The organism is Streptomyces sp. TRD_SC_5 (assembly GCF_056836825.1).
The window spans coordinates 147,369-163,984 of the sequence record NZ_JBWZZS010000001.1; the positions used below are offsets into that span (position 1 = coordinate 147,369).

General features: G+C 69.9%; 15 protein-coding genes and 6 pseudogenes. 4 read left to right on the forward strand and 17 right to left on the reverse strand.

The window, feature by feature from the left end; all coding sequences use genetic code 11:
• Nucleotides 1–29: 29 nt before the first annotated feature.
• From AC1P0E_RS00740 to AC1P0E_RS00770, 7 genes and pseudogenes are all read right to left on the reverse strand, one after another.
• Nucleotides 30–371, reverse strand: a pseudogene (locus AC1P0E_RS00740) (SDR family NAD(P)-dependent oxidoreductase); the annotation flags it as partial.
• Nucleotides 368–1,327, reverse strand: coding sequence for a fumarylacetoacetate hydrolase family protein (locus AC1P0E_RS00745; protein WP_482740183.1), 960 nt, complete (start codon nucleotides 1,325–1,327; stop codon nucleotides 368–370). The gene AC1P0E_RS00745 and the pseudogene AC1P0E_RS00740, both read right to left, overlap by 4 nt.
• Before the next feature lie 106 nt (nucleotides 1,328–1,433).
• On the reverse strand, nucleotides 1,434–2,366 hold the full coding sequence (locus AC1P0E_RS00750) for a VOC family protein (RefSeq protein ID WP_482740184.1): 933 nt from the start codon (nucleotides 2,364–2,366) through the stop codon (nucleotides 1,434–1,436).
• Nucleotide 2,367: 1 nt separating this feature from the next.
• Nucleotides 2,368–3,363: an amidohydrolase family protein gene (locus tag AC1P0E_RS00755; RefSeq protein ID WP_482740185.1), complete on the reverse strand. Its 996-nt coding sequence runs from the start codon at nucleotides 3,361–3,363 to the stop codon at nucleotides 2,368–2,370.
• Nucleotides 3,360–4,490, reverse strand: coding sequence for an FAD-dependent oxidoreductase (locus AC1P0E_RS00760; RefSeq protein ID WP_482740186.1), 1,131 nt, complete (start codon nucleotides 4,488–4,490; stop codon nucleotides 3,360–3,362). Before AC1P0E_RS00760 ends, AC1P0E_RS00755 begins: the two co-directional genes overlap by 4 nt.
• A gap of 16 nt (nucleotides 4,491–4,506) precedes the next feature.
• Nucleotides 4,507–5,487, reverse strand: a complete 981-nt coding sequence (locus AC1P0E_RS00765; RefSeq protein WP_482740187.1) for a cyclase family protein — start codon at nucleotides 5,485–5,487, stop codon at nucleotides 4,507–4,509.
• Nucleotides 5,484–6,479 carry a fumarylacetoacetate hydrolase family protein gene (locus AC1P0E_RS00770; RefSeq protein ID WP_482740188.1) on the reverse strand — a complete coding sequence of 332 codons (996 nt, stop codon included), beginning with the start codon at nucleotides 6,477–6,479 and terminating at the stop codon, nucleotides 5,484–5,486. The genes AC1P0E_RS00765 and AC1P0E_RS00770 overlap by 4 nt, the downstream gene beginning before the upstream one ends.
• A 128-nt stretch (nucleotides 6,480–6,607) precedes the next feature.
• Between AC1P0E_RS00770 and AC1P0E_RS00775 the strand changes: the two are divergent.
• Nucleotides 6,608–7,527: pseudogene (locus AC1P0E_RS00775) on the forward strand (LysR family transcriptional regulator).
• 1 nt (nucleotide 7,528) lies between these two features.
• Here AC1P0E_RS00775 and AC1P0E_RS00780 read toward each other — a convergent pair.
• The 9 genes and pseudogenes from AC1P0E_RS00780 to AC1P0E_RS00820 all read right to left on the reverse strand — a co-directional run bounded on the left by AC1P0E_RS00780 (nucleotide 7,529) and on the right by AC1P0E_RS00820 (nucleotide 14,945).
• On the reverse strand, nucleotides 7,529–7,813 hold the full coding sequence (locus AC1P0E_RS00780) for a hypothetical protein (protein ID WP_482740189.1): 285 nt from the start codon (nucleotides 7,811–7,813) through the stop codon (nucleotides 7,529–7,531).
• Nucleotides 7,814–8,060: 247 nt separating this feature from the next.
• A complete protein-coding gene (locus AC1P0E_RS00785) occupies nucleotides 8,061–9,647 on the reverse strand; it encodes an MFS transporter (protein WP_482740190.1) in 1,587 nt (528 codons plus the stop codon).
• Nucleotides 9,648–9,707: 60 nt separating this feature from the next.
• On the reverse strand, nucleotides 9,708–10,181 hold the full coding sequence (locus AC1P0E_RS00790) for a MarR family winged helix-turn-helix transcriptional regulator (RefSeq protein WP_482740191.1): 474 nt from the start codon (nucleotides 10,179–10,181) through the stop codon (nucleotides 9,708–9,710).
• Nucleotides 10,182–10,222: 41 nt separating this feature from the next.
• A pseudogene (locus AC1P0E_RS00795) lies at nucleotides 10,223–10,411 on the reverse strand (ATP-binding protein); the annotation flags it as partial.
• Nucleotides 10,411–10,615 (reverse strand): annotated as a pseudogene (locus tag AC1P0E_RS00800) (alpha-L-arabinofuranosidase C-terminal domain-containing protein); the annotation flags it as partial. The pseudogenes AC1P0E_RS00795 and AC1P0E_RS00800, both read right to left, overlap by 1 nt.
• A gap of 107 nt (nucleotides 10,616–10,722) precedes the next feature.
• On the reverse strand, nucleotides 10,723–11,751 hold the full coding sequence (locus AC1P0E_RS00805) for a LacI family DNA-binding transcriptional regulator (RefSeq protein ID WP_482740192.1): 1,029 nt from the start codon (nucleotides 11,749–11,751) through the stop codon (nucleotides 10,723–10,725).
• Between the two features lie 28 nt (nucleotides 11,752–11,779).
• Nucleotides 11,780–12,697, reverse strand: a complete 918-nt coding sequence (locus AC1P0E_RS00810; protein ID WP_482740193.1) for a carbohydrate ABC transporter permease — start codon at nucleotides 12,695–12,697, stop codon at nucleotides 11,780–11,782.
• Nucleotides 12,694–13,635, reverse strand: coding sequence for a carbohydrate ABC transporter permease (locus AC1P0E_RS00815; protein WP_482740194.1), 942 nt, complete (start codon nucleotides 13,633–13,635; stop codon nucleotides 12,694–12,696). Before AC1P0E_RS00815 ends, AC1P0E_RS00810 begins: the two co-directional genes overlap by 4 nt.
• Nucleotides 13,632–14,945 (reverse strand): ABC transporter substrate-binding protein, encoded by a 1,314-nt coding sequence (locus AC1P0E_RS00820; RefSeq protein ID WP_482740195.1) that lies wholly within the window; start codon nucleotides 14,943–14,945, stop codon nucleotides 13,632–13,634. The genes AC1P0E_RS00815 and AC1P0E_RS00820 overlap by 4 nt, the downstream gene beginning before the upstream one ends.
• A gap of 193 nt (nucleotides 14,946–15,138) precedes the next feature.
• On the opposite strand from AC1P0E_RS00820, the pseudogene AC1P0E_RS00825 reads away from it, so the two are divergent.
• Nucleotides 15,139–15,252: pseudogene (locus AC1P0E_RS00825) on the forward strand (hypothetical protein); the annotation flags it as partial.
• 40 nt (nucleotides 15,253–15,292) lie between these two features.
• Nucleotides 15,293–15,883 (forward strand): annotated as a pseudogene (locus tag AC1P0E_RS00830) (Fic family protein); the annotation flags it as partial.
• A 15-nt stretch (nucleotides 15,884–15,898) separates the two neighbouring features.
• On the opposite strand, the gene AC1P0E_RS00835 reads toward AC1P0E_RS00830, so the two are convergent.
• Nucleotides 15,899–16,168, reverse strand: coding sequence for a hypothetical protein (locus AC1P0E_RS00835; RefSeq protein ID WP_482745975.1), 270 nt, complete (start codon nucleotides 16,166–16,168; stop codon nucleotides 15,899–15,901).
• 133 nt (nucleotides 16,169–16,301) lie between these two features.
• On the opposite strand from AC1P0E_RS00835, the gene AC1P0E_RS00840 reads away from it, so the two are divergent.
• Nucleotides 16,302–16,577, forward strand: a complete 276-nt coding sequence (locus AC1P0E_RS00840; protein WP_482740196.1) for a hypothetical protein — start codon at nucleotides 16,302–16,304, stop codon at nucleotides 16,575–16,577.
• Nucleotides 16,578–16,616 lie beyond the last annotated feature (39 nt).

Consider the following 16,616-nt stretch of genomic DNA (forward strand, 5'->3'; position numbering starts at 1 on the left):
CGGGGCGGCCGTACGCGCGGCCACCTCATCATCAGCGGCGCGAGGTGCTGGATGCCCAGCAGCGGGCCGGTGACGTTCACCGCGTACACACGGGCGAAGTCGTCGGCGGTGACGTCGTCGAGGCGGGCGCGCCAGGTGACCCCGGCGTTGTTGACCAGCCCGTGCACGTGGCCGTACCGGGTGCGCAACTCGGCGGCGAGGGCCGCCCAGTCCGTCGCGCTGGTGACGTCGAGGCGGCGGCAGCCCGTGGAGGTGGTCACGTCGGTGGCGACGACCGTGGCACCCTCCCGGGCCAGGGCCCCGGCCTCGGCCGCGCCTTGGCCCCGGGCGGCCCCGGTGACGACCACGACCTTTCCGGCGAGGCGCGTCACGACCGGGCCCGCGGACGTTTGCGGGCGGCGGCCAGCGGGACGGGATCAGCCCCTGGAACCACGGTGTTGGACACGGCGCCGATCCCCTCGACGGTGAGCGTGACGGTGTCGCCCGGCTTCAGCGGCCGGGGCGAGCGCTCCCCCCGCAGGCCCCACAGTTCCGCCAGGCAGCCGCCGTTGCCGCAGGTGCCGGATCCCAGGACGTCACCGGGTCTGACGTACGTACCGCGTGAGGCGTACGCGACCATCTCCTCGAAGGTCCAGCTCATGTTGGACAGCAGGTCCTGGCCGACGACCTCCCCGTTGACCTCGGCGGTCAGCGCCAGGCGCAGGAAACCGTCGGCGTCGCGGTAGGGCTCCAGCTCGTCGGCGGTGACGAGGTACGGGCCGAGCGTGGTGGCGGTGTCCTTGCCCTTGCAGGGACCGAGACCCACCTTCATCTCGGCGGACTGGAGGTCACGGGCCGACCAGTCGTTGAAAATCGTGTAGCCGACGATGTGGTCGCGGGCCTGCTCAGGAGTGAGATCACGGCCCTCCCGGCCGACGACGGCGGCCACTTCGAGCTCGAAGTCGAGGACCGAGGAGCCCGGTGGCACGGGTACGTCGTCGTACGGGCCGATGGTCGCGTACGGATTGGTGAAGTAGAAGGTCGGCGCCTCGTACCACTGGCCGGGTACGCCCGCCGTGCCGTCGACCGAGCGGCGTACGCCCTCCACGTGCTCCTCGAAGGTGACGAAGTCCCGGACGGTCGGGGGTTGCAGCGGCGGCAGCAGCGTCACGTCCCGCAGCGGCGGCCCGGCGGGTACGTCGAGGGTGGCGGCGCCCGCCTCACGGAGCCTGCCGCTGCGGAGCAGGTCGAGGAGTGAGTCGTGGCCGGGGACGGGATACAGACGACCGTCGTCCTCGACGACGCCGAGACGCCGGCGGCCGAGATGTTCGTAACGGGCGAAGCGCATGGGAGGGGCTCCAGGGGGTGGGAAACCGGGGGCGCGACGGGCAGTCAGGGCATTGACATATGGCGCCGCGCCCCCGGGGGTCGGAGAACCGCCGTACGGCGGACGGTCAGACCGGCGGGGCGACGAACACGCCGCGGTCGACGTCGTTGAAGGACTCCTTCGCCACCAGCTCGTTCATCGCGTTGGCCGTGCCCCACTGGTCGGTGACCTCGGGCTGCGAGAAGTCGTAGACGTGCGGGTGCCAGGTGTCCTCGTCGAGCTCTTCGAGCTCGGTCGTGTACTCGACGGTGTTGCCGTGCGGGTCGAGGAAGTACGTGAAGGTGTTGTCGCCCGCCAGATGCCGGCCGGGGCCCCATATCTTGCGGAATCCGGCGCGCATCACCCGCCCGGAGCCGCGCATGTACTCGTCCAGGCCGCGCATCTCGAAGGAGACATGGTGGAGTGAGGTGTGCGGGCCCTTGGCGATGGCCATGGAGTGGTGCTGGTTGCTGATCCGCATGAAGTGCATGACCTCTCCCATGTGCGGGGAGCTGAGCGTGTCGGACAGCGCGAAGCCGAGGTGCTGCTCGTACCACTGCCTTGTCCGGTCCAGGTCCGGCGAGTTGAGGACGACGTGGGAGAGCCGGACCGGTATTGCTTCCTTCTCCTCGATACGACGGTGCTGCCGGGCCTCGACATCGGTGGAGACCTCGATCGTGCGGCCGTCGATGTCGAAGAAACGGAAGGCGTAGCCTCCGCCGGGGGTGTCGGCCTTCTCCGGCTGCGAGATCAGCTGGACGCCGCCGGCGAGGAGCCGCTCAGCGAGGGTGTCGACGTCGGCGGGGGTGGCCGCGCCGTACGAGACGAGGTCGAGGCGCTTCTCCTCGGCCTTGCGTAGGCGTACGACGTACTGCTCCGGGGAGCCCTCGGCGGCCAGGAAGGAGATGCCGGAGTCCTCGGCGACCTTGGTCAGGCCCCAGACGCCGGAGTAGAAGTCGAGCTGCTTGTCGTAGTCGGGGACGGCGAGGTCGACGTGGCGCAGGTGGGTGAGCAGACGCATGTCATTCCTTCCTCAGGAGTGCCGCCGCATTGGCACCGCGTACGGCGTGGAAGTCGGTTTCGGGCAGGCCGGCGGCGCGCAGGGCGGCCACCGGGCCGTCGGTGCCCATGTCGAAGGGGAAGTCGGAGCCGAGCAGTACGCGGTCCGGTCCGGCGACGCGGAGCAACTCCCGCAGCACGTGCGGGTCGTGGACGAGGGAGTCGAAGTACAGGCGCTTGAGGTAGCTGCTGGGCTCGTGGGTGCAGCCGCGCGTGTCGGTGCGGGCCCGCCAGGCGTGGTCGGAGCGGCCGATGTGGGTGGGGAGATAGCCGCCCCCGTGCGCGGCTATCAGCTTCAGTCCCGGGTGCCGGTCGAGGACGCCCGAGAAGATCAGGTGGGACAGTGCGACGGCGTTCTCGGTGGGCTGGCCGACCGTGTTGGACAGGTACCAGCGGTCGAGGCGATCGTCGAGGGTGCAGCCGAAGGGGTGCAGGAAGAGCACCGCGCCGGTTTCGGCGGCGCGGGCCCACAGCGGCTCGTACGCCGGATGGGACAGCTCCCGGCCTGGCGCGTGCGACGAGATCTCGACGCCCAGCAGGCCTGCTTCCAGGGCGTGATCGAGGGCTTCGACGGCGAGCTCGGGGTGCTGGAGCGGTGCCAGGCCCAGCCCGTGCAGCCGGTCGGGGGCCTGGGCGCAGTGCGCGGCGGTGCCGGTGTTCGCCAACTCGTATACGCTGCGGGCCAGTTCCTCGTCGGCCCAGTAGTGGTAGTGGGACGGGGAGGGAGAGACGAGCTGGATGTCCACACCCGCCGCGTCCATGGCTGCCAGCCGCTTCGTGACGTCCGTCAGCAGCGGGATGCGGTCGCGGACCATCGGGCCGTTGACGGCCAGGGCCTCGGGGCCGTTGCGCCGGGCTTCGAGGTTACGGGCCTGGGCCAGCGCCGGCTGTCCGCTCACCGCCTCTTCCACTTGCGGCACGAGGAGGTGGGCGTGGACGTCGATCGTGGGTGAGGTCAAGGGAGTTCCTTCAGTACGGTCGTGGTGCGGCCCATCAGCCCCGGCACATCCGCGTCCCGCACGCCGTCGAGCTGCCACTGGCCGATCTGGACCGAGGCGTCGACGACCATGCGTACGCGCGGCATGCGGCGGTCGCGATAGGCGGTCAGCAGGTCGTCGTCCCAGACCGGCTGGGAGCCGAGGAGTTCGGCGAGGACCCAGGCGTCCTCCATGGACATGGCGGCGCCCTGGGCGAGGGTGGGCGGGCAGGCGTGGGCGGCGTCCCCGACCAGCACGACCCGGCCGCGGTGCCAGGGGCCCTCGACCAGATGCCGGTCGAACCAGGTGTAGTTGACCTGCGCGGGGTCGGTGATGGTTGCCCGGATCTCGTCCCAGTGGCCGCCGTAGCCCTCCGCGAGGCGGTGCATCTCGTCGGCGTACGAAGCGGGGTCGATGGACGCCCGGTCGCGGTTCGGCTCGACGAGGTAGGCATAGAGCGTGGCGTCGCTGGTGGGGCAGAAGCCGGCGATGAAGGCGGGGCCGCCGTAGGCGAGGTGCGTACGGACGACGCCTGCCGGGCGCGGCGCGGGGGTGCGCCAGATGGCCATGCCGGTCGGGGCGGGTCTGTCGGTGATGCCGATCAGTTCGCGGGTACGGGACTGCAGGCCGTCGGCGGCGGCCACCAGGTCGTAAGTGCCCGTTGTTCCGTCCGTGAAGGACACGTCGGCGACGGTGGCGTTCTGCGCCAGCTTGTCGATCGTGCAGCCGAGCCGGACGCGGGCGCCCGACGCGCGTACGGCCTCGATGAGGATCTTCTGCAACTCGGGGCGCTGCATCCCGACGGTGGCAGGCAGGTCGTCGCCGCCGGTGCGCAGGTCCTGCTGGGTGAGGATCTCGGTGCCGTCGGGGGCGGTGATGGTGACGCCGTCGGTGCTGCAGCCGTGCTCGCGCACCTGCTCCCAGACACCGATCTCGCGCAGTACGCGCAGGGCGTTGCCCTGGAGGGTGATGCCGGAGCCGGTCGTGGCGTTCCAGTCGGCCTTGGTCTCGACGAGGTCGACGGCGATGCCCGCTCTGCGCAGCAGGACGGCGAGTGCGCAGCCGGCGGTGCCACCGCCGACGACGAGGACGGAGCGGGTGGGGGTCATGTTCGGGGTTCCTCTCTCACTTCACGGCGATGGGGTTGACCGGCGAACCGACGGCTCCGGTGATGGGCAGTGGGGCGGCGGTGAGCCAGAAGTCGTACACACCGTCTTCGGCGCAGTCCTCGGCGAGCGCGTCCGGGTCCCACATCTCGCCGATGAGCAGGCCCATGTTGGGGATGGCGACCTGGTGCAGCGGCTGGAATGCGTGGTCGAACTCGTTCGGCCGTACCTCGAAGCCCCAGGTGTCGGTGGCGACGGCGGCGATCTCGCTTCCGTGCAGCCAGCCGGCCGTGGTGAAGGACAGGCCGGGCGACGGGCCTCCCGCGTACTCCCCCCACCCGTCGCGCCGGGCGCGGGTGAGCCTTCCCGTGCGTACGACGACGATGTCACCGCGACCCACCCGCACACCGTGGGCCTCGGCGGTCCGGTCGAGGTGCTCGGCGGTGATGGCGAAGCCGTCGGGCAGCTCCCCGTCGGCGCCGACGGTGCGGCCGACATCGAGGAGTACGCCGCGCCCGGCGACGTACGGGGCCATGTGCTCGATGCCGGTGACCAGATCGCCGTCGGACGTGACGGTCTTGGCAGCGTCCCGGCCGTTCCAGGCCTTGCCGTGGTCGAAGATGTGGCCGAGGCCGTCCCACTGGGTCGAGCACTGCAGCGGCATGGCGATCACGTCGTCGGCGCCGCCGATGCCGTGCGGGAAGCCCTGGTTGCCGAGCGCCGCGTCCGTACCGGTGTCCAGCATGGTGTGGACCGGATTGGTACGCCGCCGCCAGCCCTTCTGCGGGCCGTCCATGTCGAAGCGCTGCGAGAGGGAGAAGCTCACACCTCTGCGTACGAGCGCGGCGCCTTCGCGGCGCTTGGCTTCGTCGAGGAAGTTCAGCGTCCCGAGGACGTCGTCCGCGCCCCAGCGGCCCCAGTTCGTATACGCCTTCGCCGCCTCGGCTATCGCGCCTTCGGGGTCGGTACGGTCCAGGTCGGTCCGGTCGATGTCCGTCACGAGGTCACCTCCGCGACGCAGCGCGTGCGCTGCGTGCCGAGCCCGGTGACCGAGCCCTCCATGACGTCGCCGTCGCGCAGCAGCCGGCCCCAGTGGATACCGTTGCCGGCCGGGCTGCCCGTCAACAGTAGGTCGCCGGGCAGGAGTTGGGCGCTCTGGGAGACGTACGAGATCAGCCGGGCGACGCCGAAGAGCATGTCCTTCGTCGACTCGTCCTGCATGGTGTCGCCGTTCAGTTTCAGCGTGACTCGCAGGTCGGACGGGTCGGTGATGAACCCGGCCGGGACGAGGTACGGGCCCAGCGGGGTGAAGCCGGGGGCGTTCTTGCAGCGCAGCCAGTCGGTGCCGATGGCGGGCATGTCGCGGCGGAAGACGGTCGCGCGGTCGGTCAGGTCGTTGGCGATGGTGTAGCCCGCGACGTACGACAGAGCCTCCTCGACCGTGACCCGGTGGGCCGGCTTTCCGATGAATACGGCCAGCTCCAGCTCCCAGTCCGGCTTCCGGCACCAGGCGGGCAGGACCACGTCGTCGTACGGGCCCGTGATCGCGCTCGGCAGGCCGATGAAGACGTACGGCAGGTCCTCGGCCGCCCGGCGGTCCATGATTTCCGCGATCTCGGCCCGCGCCTGGTCCTCGGTGCGCGGGTCGTCGGGCGAGCGGTGTGCCACCTCCAGGTCGATCACGTGCTGGCGGTAGTTGGCGCCGGACTGGAAGACCTGGCGCGGCTCGACCGGCGCGTGCACCCGCAGACCGGCGAGCGCCTGCCAGCTCCGGTGTTCGCGGTCGCGCGCCAGGTCCGCGAGGTGCGGCAGCGTCTCCTCCCAGTCCTCCACGAGCGTGCGCACACTGTCCGGCGCCCCGTCGAGGACCCGGCTCAGATCCATCACCCGGTCCTCGGCCACCAGCCCGGGGAACGCGGCCTCCCCCGGCACGGAGAACGTTCCGAGCGCGAAGGGTGCGGAGAGTACGGACGATTGCGGGGCTGTTGCCACGAGATTTCCTCCCACTGGATTGGGACCACTCTGACCTCCCCCGCATTGATCAGGGAAATCAATCTTCCCTATGCTGAGAATCCACACCGTGGATACCCGATACCCCTACGAAGGCAGGCGCTCCTCCGGTGAATCTCTCCCGGCTCGACCTCAATCTCGTCGTCGCCCTGCGCGCGCTGCTCGACGAACGCAACGTCACCCGCGCCGGTGAGCGGGTGGGCCTGAGCCAGCCCGCCATGAGCGCCGCCCTGTCGCGGCTGCGCCGGCACTTCGGCGACGAGCTGCTCACCCGCGTCGGCAACAGCTACGAGCTCACCCCGCTCGGCGTCGTCCTGCGCGACCGCAGCGCGACCGCCTGCGACCTGCTGGACCGTGTCTTCAGCAGCCAGGCCGACTTCGACCCGGCCACCGAGACCCGCGAGTTCACGCTGCTCGGCTCGGATTACGGCGCGGCGGTCTTCGGGGCCGTACTGAGCCGCGTTCTGCACGAGGAGGCGCCGGCGTCCGGATCACCTTCCAGCAGAGCAGCCCGGCCGTCGTGGAGAACACCGCGACGGTGCTGAGCACCGTCGACGGCCTGCTGATGCCGCACGGCATCATCGACGGCTTCCCCGCTGTCGAGCTGTTCCAGGACCGATGGGTGTGCCTGGTGGCCGACGACCACCCGGAGGTGGGAGACGTGCTGACCCTGGAGGATCTGGCCCGGCTGCCGTGGGCGGTCTATCAGCGTCCGTACGACGCGCCGGCCACCCGCCAGCTCAGCATGATCGGCGTCAGCCCCCGGGTGGAGGTGTCCGTACAGACCTTCCAGCTGCTCCCCTACCTCGTCGAGGGCACCCGTCGGGTCGCGCTGATCCAGGAACGACTGGCCCGGCGCGTGGCCGGCACGGCCGCGGTCCGGGTTCTGCCGTGTCCCTTCGCGGCGGTGCCGGTCCAGGAGGCGATGTGGTGGCACCCCGTACACACCCAGGACGCGGCCCACATCTGGCTGCGGGACATCGTCGCCCGCGTCGGCGGGCAGGTCGCCGGGGGTGCGGGCGACCACTGACTCACCCGCCGGGGGCCACGCCGGACTCCGGCTCGCGGCCGGCGGCCGCCACCTTGCGCTGATGCGCCAGAAGTCCGGCGAACCCCGCGATGAAACCGCTGATCAGGCCGGACACCGCGTGGTTGATCGCGTTGGCCGGCTCGCTCTGCGGCATGCCGATGACCGCGTAATTGACGGCCGCGCTCATCAGCGCTCCGATCACGCCTCCGATGAGGCCGCTGATCAGCGAGGCGCGCAGAGGGGACGGGAGACTGGTGGTGCGGGCTGGCGTATGTGGTGCGGTCATCGTCGACTGCCCTCCTGGCACGGCTGCGGTGGGACCGACCGGGAGCCCCGCTCACCGGTCGAGATGCAGCACACCTTGCGGCAGGAACACCCGCGAGGGGAACGGGTTGGCTCATTCGATGCCGTGATGCCGTTCATCCAGCCGACGGATACGGACGGCGAGGGCGCGAAGAGAACGGCCCGGCCGGGCGCGAGCCGCCGTCCCCACGGGCTCGCGATCCCGGCCGGGCCGTCCGGCCCGTCACCCCTCAGTGACGAGCGCCCTCGGGGTTGCGCCGTACACCGGCCGCGGCAAGGACGGCACCGATCACGCACAGCACGCCGGTGACGAGCGCGGCGGTGTGCACACCGTTGATGAACGCCTGGCCGCTGCCCTCGATCACCGCGGCCTTCAGCTGCGCCGGCATGTCACCGGAGACCGGCGAAATACCCATGGCCACCGCGTCCTTGGCCTCGTGCATCCCCTCGGCCATGGGCGCCGGCACCCCGGCGGAGGTGAGTTCGCCGGTCAGGGTCGAGCCGACCCGGCCGCTGATCAGGGACACGAGTACGGAGGTTCCCAGTGCGCCGCCGACCTGAAGCGCGGTGGCCTGCAGGCCACCCGCCACACCGGCGTCCTTGACCGGCGAGTTGCCCACGATGGCGTCGGAGGAGGCGGCCATCACCATGCCCACGCCGAGGCCGAGGGCGATGAAAGGCGGCCACATCGCGGCGTACGAGGAATGCACACCCCATGCGAGCATCCCGAAGGCGGCGCCGGCCTGGAGCACCATGCCGAGCGGCATGGACAGTCTGGCGCCGAACTTCTCGGTGAGCTTCGCGCCCAGCGGCGATGCGACGACGGACGCCAGGCTCAGCGGCAGGGTGCGCACGCCCGCTTCGACGGGGGTGAAGCCGCGTACGTTCTGGAGATACAGCATCACGAAGAAGATCACGCCGAGCAGGACGAAGAAGTTGATCGCCGTGATGACGGTGCCGATGGTCAGCGCGGGGCTGCGGAACAGCCGCATGGGCAGCAACGGGTGCTCCACGCGCGTCTCGTACCAGCCGAACACCAGAAGAATCACGAGGCCGGCGGCGAGCGCGCCCAGCGTCGAGCCCGAACTCCAGCCCCATGTCTCGCCCTTGACCACGCCGAACACCACGACGAGCAGGCCGAGCGCGAGCAGGATCACACCGGGGACGTCGAGGCGCTGGCTGCCGGTGGTGTTCTTGCTCTGCGGCAGCACCAGCGCGCTGAAGACGAGCGCGACGACGCCGATCGGAGCGTTGATGTAGAAGACGGACTCCCAGCTGACGTGCTCGACGAGCAGACCGCCGACGATGGGGCCGAGCGCGGTGGACACGGACGACACCATCGCCCAGATACCCACCGCCATACCGAACTTCTTCGGCGGGAACACCGCGCGCAGCAGTCCGAGCGTGTTGGGCATCAGGAGCGCGCCGAAGAAGCCCTGTACGGCGCGGAAGGCGATGACGCCCTCGATCGACCCCGCCAGGCCGATGGCGACCGAAGCGAGGGTGAAGCCGACGACTCCGACGAGGTAGAAGGTGCGCCGACCGAAGCGATCACCGAGCTTCCCGCCGAGAATCAGCGCGGCGGCCAGCGCCAGCAGATAGGAGTTGGTGACCCATTGCAGGTCGGCGGTGGACGCGTTCAGGTCCCGGCCGATCTCCGGGTTCGCGATCGAGACGACGGAGCCGTCCAGGCCGACCATGAACAGGCCGAAGGCGACGGCGATGAGCGTCAGCCAGGGCTTGGCGCGGCGGCTGCCCGGAGCGGCGGACGGGCTGTGTGCGGGCAGGGGTGAGCTGTCCACGACAGTGGAGGACATGGAGGTGCCTTGCTTCCTCGTAAAGATGAGCGTCGTACGGACGCGGGTACGCGGGCGCCGTCAGTAGGCGGCGGGGTGAATGTGCCGCGCCAAGCCATGGAGAGCGCCGAGGGCGGACCCGATGGCGTCGAGATCCCCGTCGGTGAGGGTGTGCAGCGCCTCGACGACGTACCCGTCGAGGAGGCCCCCGACCTCGGCGAGCCGGCGGCGGGCCTCGGCCGTCAGGTGCAGATGCGCGACCCGCTTGTCCGCCGGGTCCTGCCTGCGCTCCAGCTGCCCCTGGGCAGCCAGCTGTGTGACCAGGGCGCTCACGTTGTTCGGCTTCATCAGCAGTACGTCGGCGGCCTCACGCACCGTGACCCCGTCACGCTCACCGACCAGCCGCAGGAGCGCCAGCTGGCTCTCGGGGGGCTTGGGGTGCGGAAAGTCCTGGGCAAGACGCCGGTCGAGCGCCCGGTGCAGCGCGGGCAGGACAGCCGACATCGCTGAGGCGATGTGCCGGATGTCCTGTTCGGACGCGCTGGGGGTAACCATCCGGGCAGCATAAGTATGACTGGATACCTATGTCAACATACCTAGGTCGGCATGCCTACTGGCGCGTCCTGGCCGGAGCTCCCGATGAGCTGCTCGGTCCAGATCGTCTTGCCGTCGGCGGTGTACCGGCTGCCCCAGCGGTGGGTCATCTGAGCGACCAGGAACAAGCCCCGCCCGCCTTCGTCCGTCAGACGGGCACGGCGCAGGTTCGGCTGCGTCTGGCTGGGGTCGCGATCACGTCGACCAGCTGGACGAGGCAGGCGACGGCCACCCGGTCGGCGTGGCGCAGCAGCGCGATGAGCAGTGACCGAAGACGACGGCGTCGGTGACGCTGTAGCTGTCCTCCAGCAGTCTCGGCGCCTCGGGCCAGAGCGGCGGATCGGCCCCCGGCTCTCCGCCTGATGGCGGTTCTGGTACCAGACGTTCCACTCGTCCAACCCCCATCACCAGGGGTCGACCCCCATGCGCGAGTGGCGTGCCCGGACGACAGGACCGCAGGCGCCGTGAGTCCGGGGACCCACGGCGCCTGGCGGGGATCAGGTCAAGCCGATCCCCGGCGTACCAGCTCGGTGGGGAGGATGACGGCGGAAGGCTCCTCCCCCGCTATCCGGGCGAGCAGCATCCGCACCATTTCGGTGCTGATCCGGTCCCACGGCTGACGGACCGTGGTGAGCCCGGGCCGCGACAGCAGTGCGGCCGGCGAGTCGTCGAAGCCGCCGACCGCCACGTCCTCCGGCACCCGGCGCCCGCCCCGGGCCAGCGTGTCCAGTACCCCTTGCGCCATCAGGTCCGACGCCACGAACACCGCGTCCATGCCGGGCGCCCGCTCGAGAAGCACTTCGGCCGCCTGCTCCCCGCTCGCGCGGCTGTAGTCGCCCGGCACGATGAGCGACTCGTCCACGGGCAGACCGCACTCGGCCAGTACGTCGCGGTAGCCCGCGAGACGCTCGACGCCGCCGGGGGTGTCGGCGGGGCCCGTCACGGTGGCGATACGGCGGCGACCGGAATCGTAGAGGTAGCGCACCATCGACCGGGCGCCGTCCCGGTCGTCCGCCGCGACGTAACTGACCTGCGTACGCTGCCCGAGCGGCTTGCCGCAGGCGACCACGGGGACGCCCGCCGCATCGAGTTCGCTCACCACGGGGTCTCCGGAGTGGCTGGAGACGAGCAGTACGCCGTCGACGTGGCCGCCCTCGATGTAACGCAGGTTGCGCCGTCGCTCGGCCTCGGTCCCCGCGATCATGAGCAGCAACGGGACGTCCTGCGCGGCGAGCGCCTGTGTGCAGGCCCGCAGCAGCACATTGAAGTTGGGGTCCTCGAAGAAGCGCTCCTGCGGTTCGGTCAGCAGGAAGGCCACCGAGTCGGACTTGCCGGTGATCAGTGAGCGGGCGTGCCGGTTGACGACATAACCCGTCTTGCGGATGGCGGCGTTGACCGCTGTCTGCGCCGTCGGGCTGACATAGTGTCCGCCGTTGAGGACGCGAGAGACGGTGCCGCGCGAGACCCCCGCCTCGCGGGCCACGTCGTGGATGGTCACCGATCGCCGTTTGCCGTCTGTACCGCGGATCATGAATCTTCTTTCCCCTCGTCACCTGCGGTCAGGACTTTACGGCCCCGGAGAGCAGGTCGAGGCTCCAGAACCGCTGGATGACCAGGAAGAGGGCGATGAGCGGAACGATGGCGAGCAGTGCGCCGGTGATCACCAGCGTGTAGAGGGCGGGAGTGCTGTTTCCCTGGGCGAGCAGGGTGAACAGGCCCACCGTCATGGGGAACCTCTCGTCGTCGCTGAGCATGATGTACGGCAGCAGGAAATTGTTCCAGATCGCCACGAACTGGAAGAGGAAGATGGTCACGAGCCCCGGCGACATCATCGGGACGGCGATCCGCAGGAAGATCCGCCACTCGCCGGCGCCGTCCATCCGGCCAGCCTCGACCAGTTCCGTGGGGATGGCGGCCTCGGCGTAGATCCGGCCCAGGTAGACGCCGTACGGGGAGAGGATGAGCGGCAGGAGCACGGAGAGGTACGTGTCCGTCATGTCGGCCTTGGCCATCAGCAGGTACTGGGGGATGGCGAGGATGACCGGGGGCACGAGCACGCCCGCGAGGATCACGTGGAAGACGGTCTCCCGCCCCCGGAACCGGTAGATGGCCAGGGCATAGCCGGCGAGTGCCGACACCATCGTCGAAAGGACCGCGCCCGCGCCCGCGTAGAGGGCCGAGTTCGCCATCCACTGCCAGTAGATGCCGTCGCGGTACGCGCCGAGGTCCGCGAGGTTGTCGGCGAAGCCGGTGCCGGGCAGGAAGGTGAAGGTGGAGAACAGCTCCGCGCCGGACTTGGTGGATGCCACCAGCACCCAGGCGACCGGCAGCAGGCAGTAGAGCGCACCCAGCACCAGGGCCGCGGTGGGCAACAGGGCGACCCTGCGGCGGCGCGGTGGCCCCTGGGCGGTGCCCGGCGTAGTGCCTGCCGCCGGAGGCCCCTTGTGTTTCGAAGCAGGCGTGACAAGCGTGCTCATCGGGTTCCTTCCTGCGTGGTACGGGAGTTGAAGACCCTCAGCAGGGTGAAGGAGAGGACGAAGGTGGCGGCGGCGAGGACCACCGCGGTGGCGGAGGCCGCGTACATGTTCCCGTTCACGAAGGCGTCGTTGTAGACCTTCATGAGCGGACTCCAGGTGGTCGGGATTCCGTTGGTCAGCGGTCTGAGGGTGGTGGGCTCGCTGAAGACCTGGAGGGTGGCGATGACCGAGAAGAAGAAGGTCAGTACCAGGGACGGAGCCACCATGGGGATCTTGATGCGCAGCGCGATCTGCAGCGGTGTGGCGCCGTCGAGTTTCGCCGCCTCCTGGACTTCGGCGGGAATGGACCGCAGCGACGTATAGATCACGATCATGTTGAAGCCGGTGCCGCCCCAGATGGCGATGTTCGCCAGGGACAGGAAGAGCGGTCCGCCGTCGAGGAGGTCCGGTTGCGGCAGTCCCAGCCGGCCGAGGAGGTGGTGGAAGGGGCTGACGTCGGGCAGGTAGAGGAATCCCCAGAGCAGGGCGGCGATGACACCGGGGATGGCGTACGGAAGGAAGATCGCGAGCCGGGAGAAGGAGCGTGCCCGTACCCGCTCCGCGTCCAGGAGCAGCGCGAACAGCAGGGCCAGGCCGAGCATGACCGGCACGACGATCGCGCCGTAGCCGAGGATGCGCAGGGCGCCGTGGCCGAGTTCGGCGTCCGTCAGGGCGGCGGTGTAGTTCTCCAGGCCGGCCCAGACCTCGGCGCGGGCTCCCTTGCCGAGGCCCAGGCCCTGTACCTCCACCTTGTGGAGGCTGAGCCAGAGCGCGTACCCGATGGGCAGGGCGAAGAAGAGTGCGAAGAGAACGGCGGCGGGCGCGAGGAAGCCGTACGGGGCGGCCTTGACCCCGTACGCCTTCCCGCGACCGCGCGCCGTGGGGCGGGTCAAGGTCACGGGGCGACCTCGAAGCCCTGCTTCTTCAGGTCCGCGACGGTGGCGTCCTGCATCCCGGTGAGGGCCGGGCCGAAGTCCGACCTGGTCTTGGCGGCCGCGCCGAACTTGTCCTTGAAGGCGGCGTACGCGACGTTGACGTTGGGCCCCCAGGAGGCGGGGGCGGTGGTCTCCGCGATCTCGGCGGCGCGGGCGTAGAAGTCCGGCTGATTGGCGAAGAAGTCCGGGGCCTCGTTGAGCGCGCCGCCGCTCTGGGCGGCCGTGGCGGCCGGGTAGATGCCGCCCTCCTTCACCAGCGCGGCCAGTGCCTGGGGGTCGGTGTTCAGCCAGGTCGCGAACTTCGCGGCAGCCGCCTTGTGCTTCGAGTCGTTGGTGACGGCGGTACTGGAGCCGCCCCAGCTGCCGGTGGCCTTGTCGCCCTTGGCCGACCACTGGGGCAGGGGGGCCATCGCCCACTTGCCCTTGGTGTCGGGGGCGGCGGTGGTGAGGGTGCCCGGCGCCCAGACGGCGCTCACCCAGGCGATCTGCTTGCCGGTGTTGAGTGCCTTGTTCCATGCGGGGGTGTACATCGGCTGGTTGTCGATGGCCCCCTCCTTGACCAGGCCGCCCCAGAAGTCGGCGACCTTCCTGGTGGCCTCGTCGTCGACACCGACCCTCCACTTCTCGCCCTCGACCGTCCACCACTGGGCGCCGGCCTGCTGGGCGAGCCCGGCGAAGAGTCCGGAGTCGTTGGACGAGAAGGTCGTCAGCGCCTTGTCCGGAGCCTTCTTCTTCAGCGCCCGTGCGGTCTTTGCGAACTCCTCCCAGGTGCCGGGGACGCTCAGCCCGTACTCCTTGAACAGGTCGGACCGGTAGAAGAACATCATCGGCCCGGAGTCCTGGGGCACCGCGTAGACGGCGTCGGTGCCCAGCGTGGTCTGCTGCCAGATGCCCGGGGCGAACTTCGCCTCGGCGTCACCGGCCTCCTCGGAGATGTCGGCGAGCGCGTTATTGGTGACCAGGGTCGGCAGCGCCTGGTACTCGGCCTGAACGAGGTCGGGGGCCTTCTTCGCCTTGGACGCCGTGATGATCTTGGTGACCAGGTCGTCGCCGGACGCCTGCTTCTTCACGGTGACCTTGATGTCCGGGTTCTTCTTGTTCCAGATGTCCGCCACCTTGTCCATGCCCGGCGCCCAGGCCCAGTAGGTGAGTGAGACAGGACCGGAATCGGCCTGACTGTCGCTGCCGGACGACCCGCAGGCAGTCAGCGCGGTCGCACCGAGAGCGACAGCGATGGCGGTGGCCGCGAGGCGGCGGTGGGGCATGTGGGACATGAGGGCTTCTCCCTGACCGAAGGGGCCTCCGTACCGACGCGGAGGCCAAACATGCGTCTGTGAGCGTTCACAGTAGAGAAACGTTCCGGACACTTGTCAATGGTTGTTCGTGTGCGGTTATGTTGCACTACTGCATCGATTGATGTGTGTGCACGTTCCCAAATGATCGAATTTCCACGCCCAGGAGAGCTTCATGCCGGACACCACCTCCCACGGCCTCCACGGGCTCGCCTTCGGCGGGGACTACAACCTCGAACAGTGGCCGGAAAGTGTCTGGGAGGAGGATGTCCGGCTGATGCGCGAGGCCGGGGTCACCATGGTCAGCGTCGGGGTCTTCTCCCGGGGCCTTGCCCGAACCGGAGCCCGGCGTCTACGACTTCGGCCGGCTCGACCGGTTGCTGGACCTGTTGCACGAGAACGGCATCCGCGTCGACCTCGGCACGCCCACGGTCATCCGCCCGCGTGGTTCTACCGCGCCCACCCCGACGCCCCGCCGCTCAGCCGCGAGGGCGTGCGGTACGCGTTCGGCTCACGCGGCGCGATCTGCCGCATGCAAGGACGCCGGCATCGCCCCCCCCGGTACCGAACTGCCCTGTGACGTCGAGGTACTCGCCGCTCCGGTGAGAGCGGCGAGTACCTCTTCGCCATCAACCACACGACGCCAAAGTGCCGCTGGACGCGCCCGGTACCGAACTGCTCAACGGAGAGTGCGCCACGGTCCATCTGCCCGTACCGGCGGGCGCTGTCAGGGTCGTGCGGTCAGACGCCTGATCCCCACAGAACTCCCGTGGACGGCACCGGCGTGTGCGACAGGCTGCTCGCGTGGACCCGTATGCCTGGCCGAGGGTCGCGAGCCGGCTGTACCGCTGCCTGCGAGGGCCGCCCGTCTGTACCTCGACATTGCCTTCTTCCACCCTTTCGACGACGGCAACGGCCGTGCCGCGCTGCTCGGTCTAGGCCATCTGCCGGCCGCCGAGGACATCGTGCTCGGCTGGGTCGCCCCGCTCCCGGTCGCACGTTACGCCGACGATCCGGAGGGGGCCGCCGAGCTGGCCCGCGTGGTGTGTCTGCTCATCACCCGGTCGTCGTCGCACCGGGCCCGCTCCGACAGCGGAAGTCGGCACTCCTGACGCGATGCCGTTCCGCCCGCCGCCGGGCTCGTCCAGGGCAAGTTGGCGGGGCGGCTTGGTGTTGCACAGCTTCTGCGAGCCGGCGGTCCGCATTCGGCTTTCGTAGTGCCGGCCGGCCGACCGCGCGCAGCCGGCCCCCAGGCGGTCGGCTAACGGATGGGTGACGGCTCCATTGCGGCTCTGCCGCTGAGCGTTCTCCCCGGTCTGCCCCGTCGTTGTGACCGGCATGACTGCTTCCGGCGACGACCTCGGCTCAGCCCTGTATGCCCAGCTCGCGGGAGCCTACTGGCTCGATACCGCGCATGCGGCCGAGACATGTCGCTGGTGCGAGCTGTTGGGGCAAAGTGACCAGCCCCGTCGGACCGGTAGGACGACCGCGCGTCGGCCGGGCCGGGACGGTCGGCAAGCGCTCGTCGAAATGGTGGGGCGGAGCCGGGTGATCATGCTTGCCGTGGCGGCTGTCACCGTCGTCGCGGCGTTGCTGGCTGTGGTGCTGGGCTGACCAAGCCTGTCGGCGTCCGCAACAGTGGCTGACGGCTCA

Excerpts from the sequence above, each read along its gene's own strand:
- AC1P0E_RS00790 (WP_482740191.1), bottom strand. The coding sequence starts at position 10,181 with ATGGTTACCCCCAGCGCGTCCGAACAGGACATCCGGCACATCGCCTCA.
- AC1P0E_RS00820 (WP_482740195.1), bottom strand. The coding sequence starts at position 14,945 with ATGTCCCACATGCCCCACCGCCGCCTCGCGGCCACCGCCATCGCTGTC.
- AC1P0E_RS00780 (WP_482740189.1), bottom strand. The coding sequence starts at position 7,813 with ATGACCGCACCACATACGCCAGCCCGCACCACCAGTCTCCCGTCCCCT.
- AC1P0E_RS00750 (WP_482740184.1), bottom strand. The coding sequence starts at position 2,366 with ATGCGTCTGCTCACCCACCTGCGCCACGTCGACCTCGCCGTCCCCGAC.
- AC1P0E_RS00805 (WP_482740192.1), bottom strand. The coding sequence starts at position 11,751 with ATGATCCGCGGTACAGACGGCAAACGGCGATCGGTGACCATCCACGAC.
- AC1P0E_RS00810 (WP_482740193.1), bottom strand. The coding sequence starts at position 12,697 with ATGAGCACGCTTGTCACGCCTGCTTCGAAACACAAGGGGCCTCCGGCG.
- AC1P0E_RS00840 (WP_482740196.1), top strand. The coding sequence starts at position 16,302 with ATGACTGCTTCCGGCGACGACCTCGGCTCAGCCCTGTATGCCCAGCTC.
- AC1P0E_RS00785 (WP_482740190.1), bottom strand. The coding sequence starts at position 9,647 with ATGTCCTCCACTGTCGTGGACAGCTCACCCCTGCCCGCACACAGCCCG.
- AC1P0E_RS00745 (WP_482740183.1), bottom strand. The coding sequence starts at position 1,327 with ATGCGCTTCGCCCGTTACGAACATCTCGGCCGCCGGCGTCTCGGCGTC.
- AC1P0E_RS00835 (WP_482745975.1), bottom strand. The coding sequence starts at position 16,168 with ATGCGGACCGCCGGCTCGCAGAAGCTGTGCAACACCAAGCCGCCCCGC.
- AC1P0E_RS00760 (WP_482740186.1), bottom strand. The coding sequence starts at position 4,490 with ATGACCCCCACCCGCTCCGTCCTCGTCGTCGGCGGTGGCACCGCCGGC.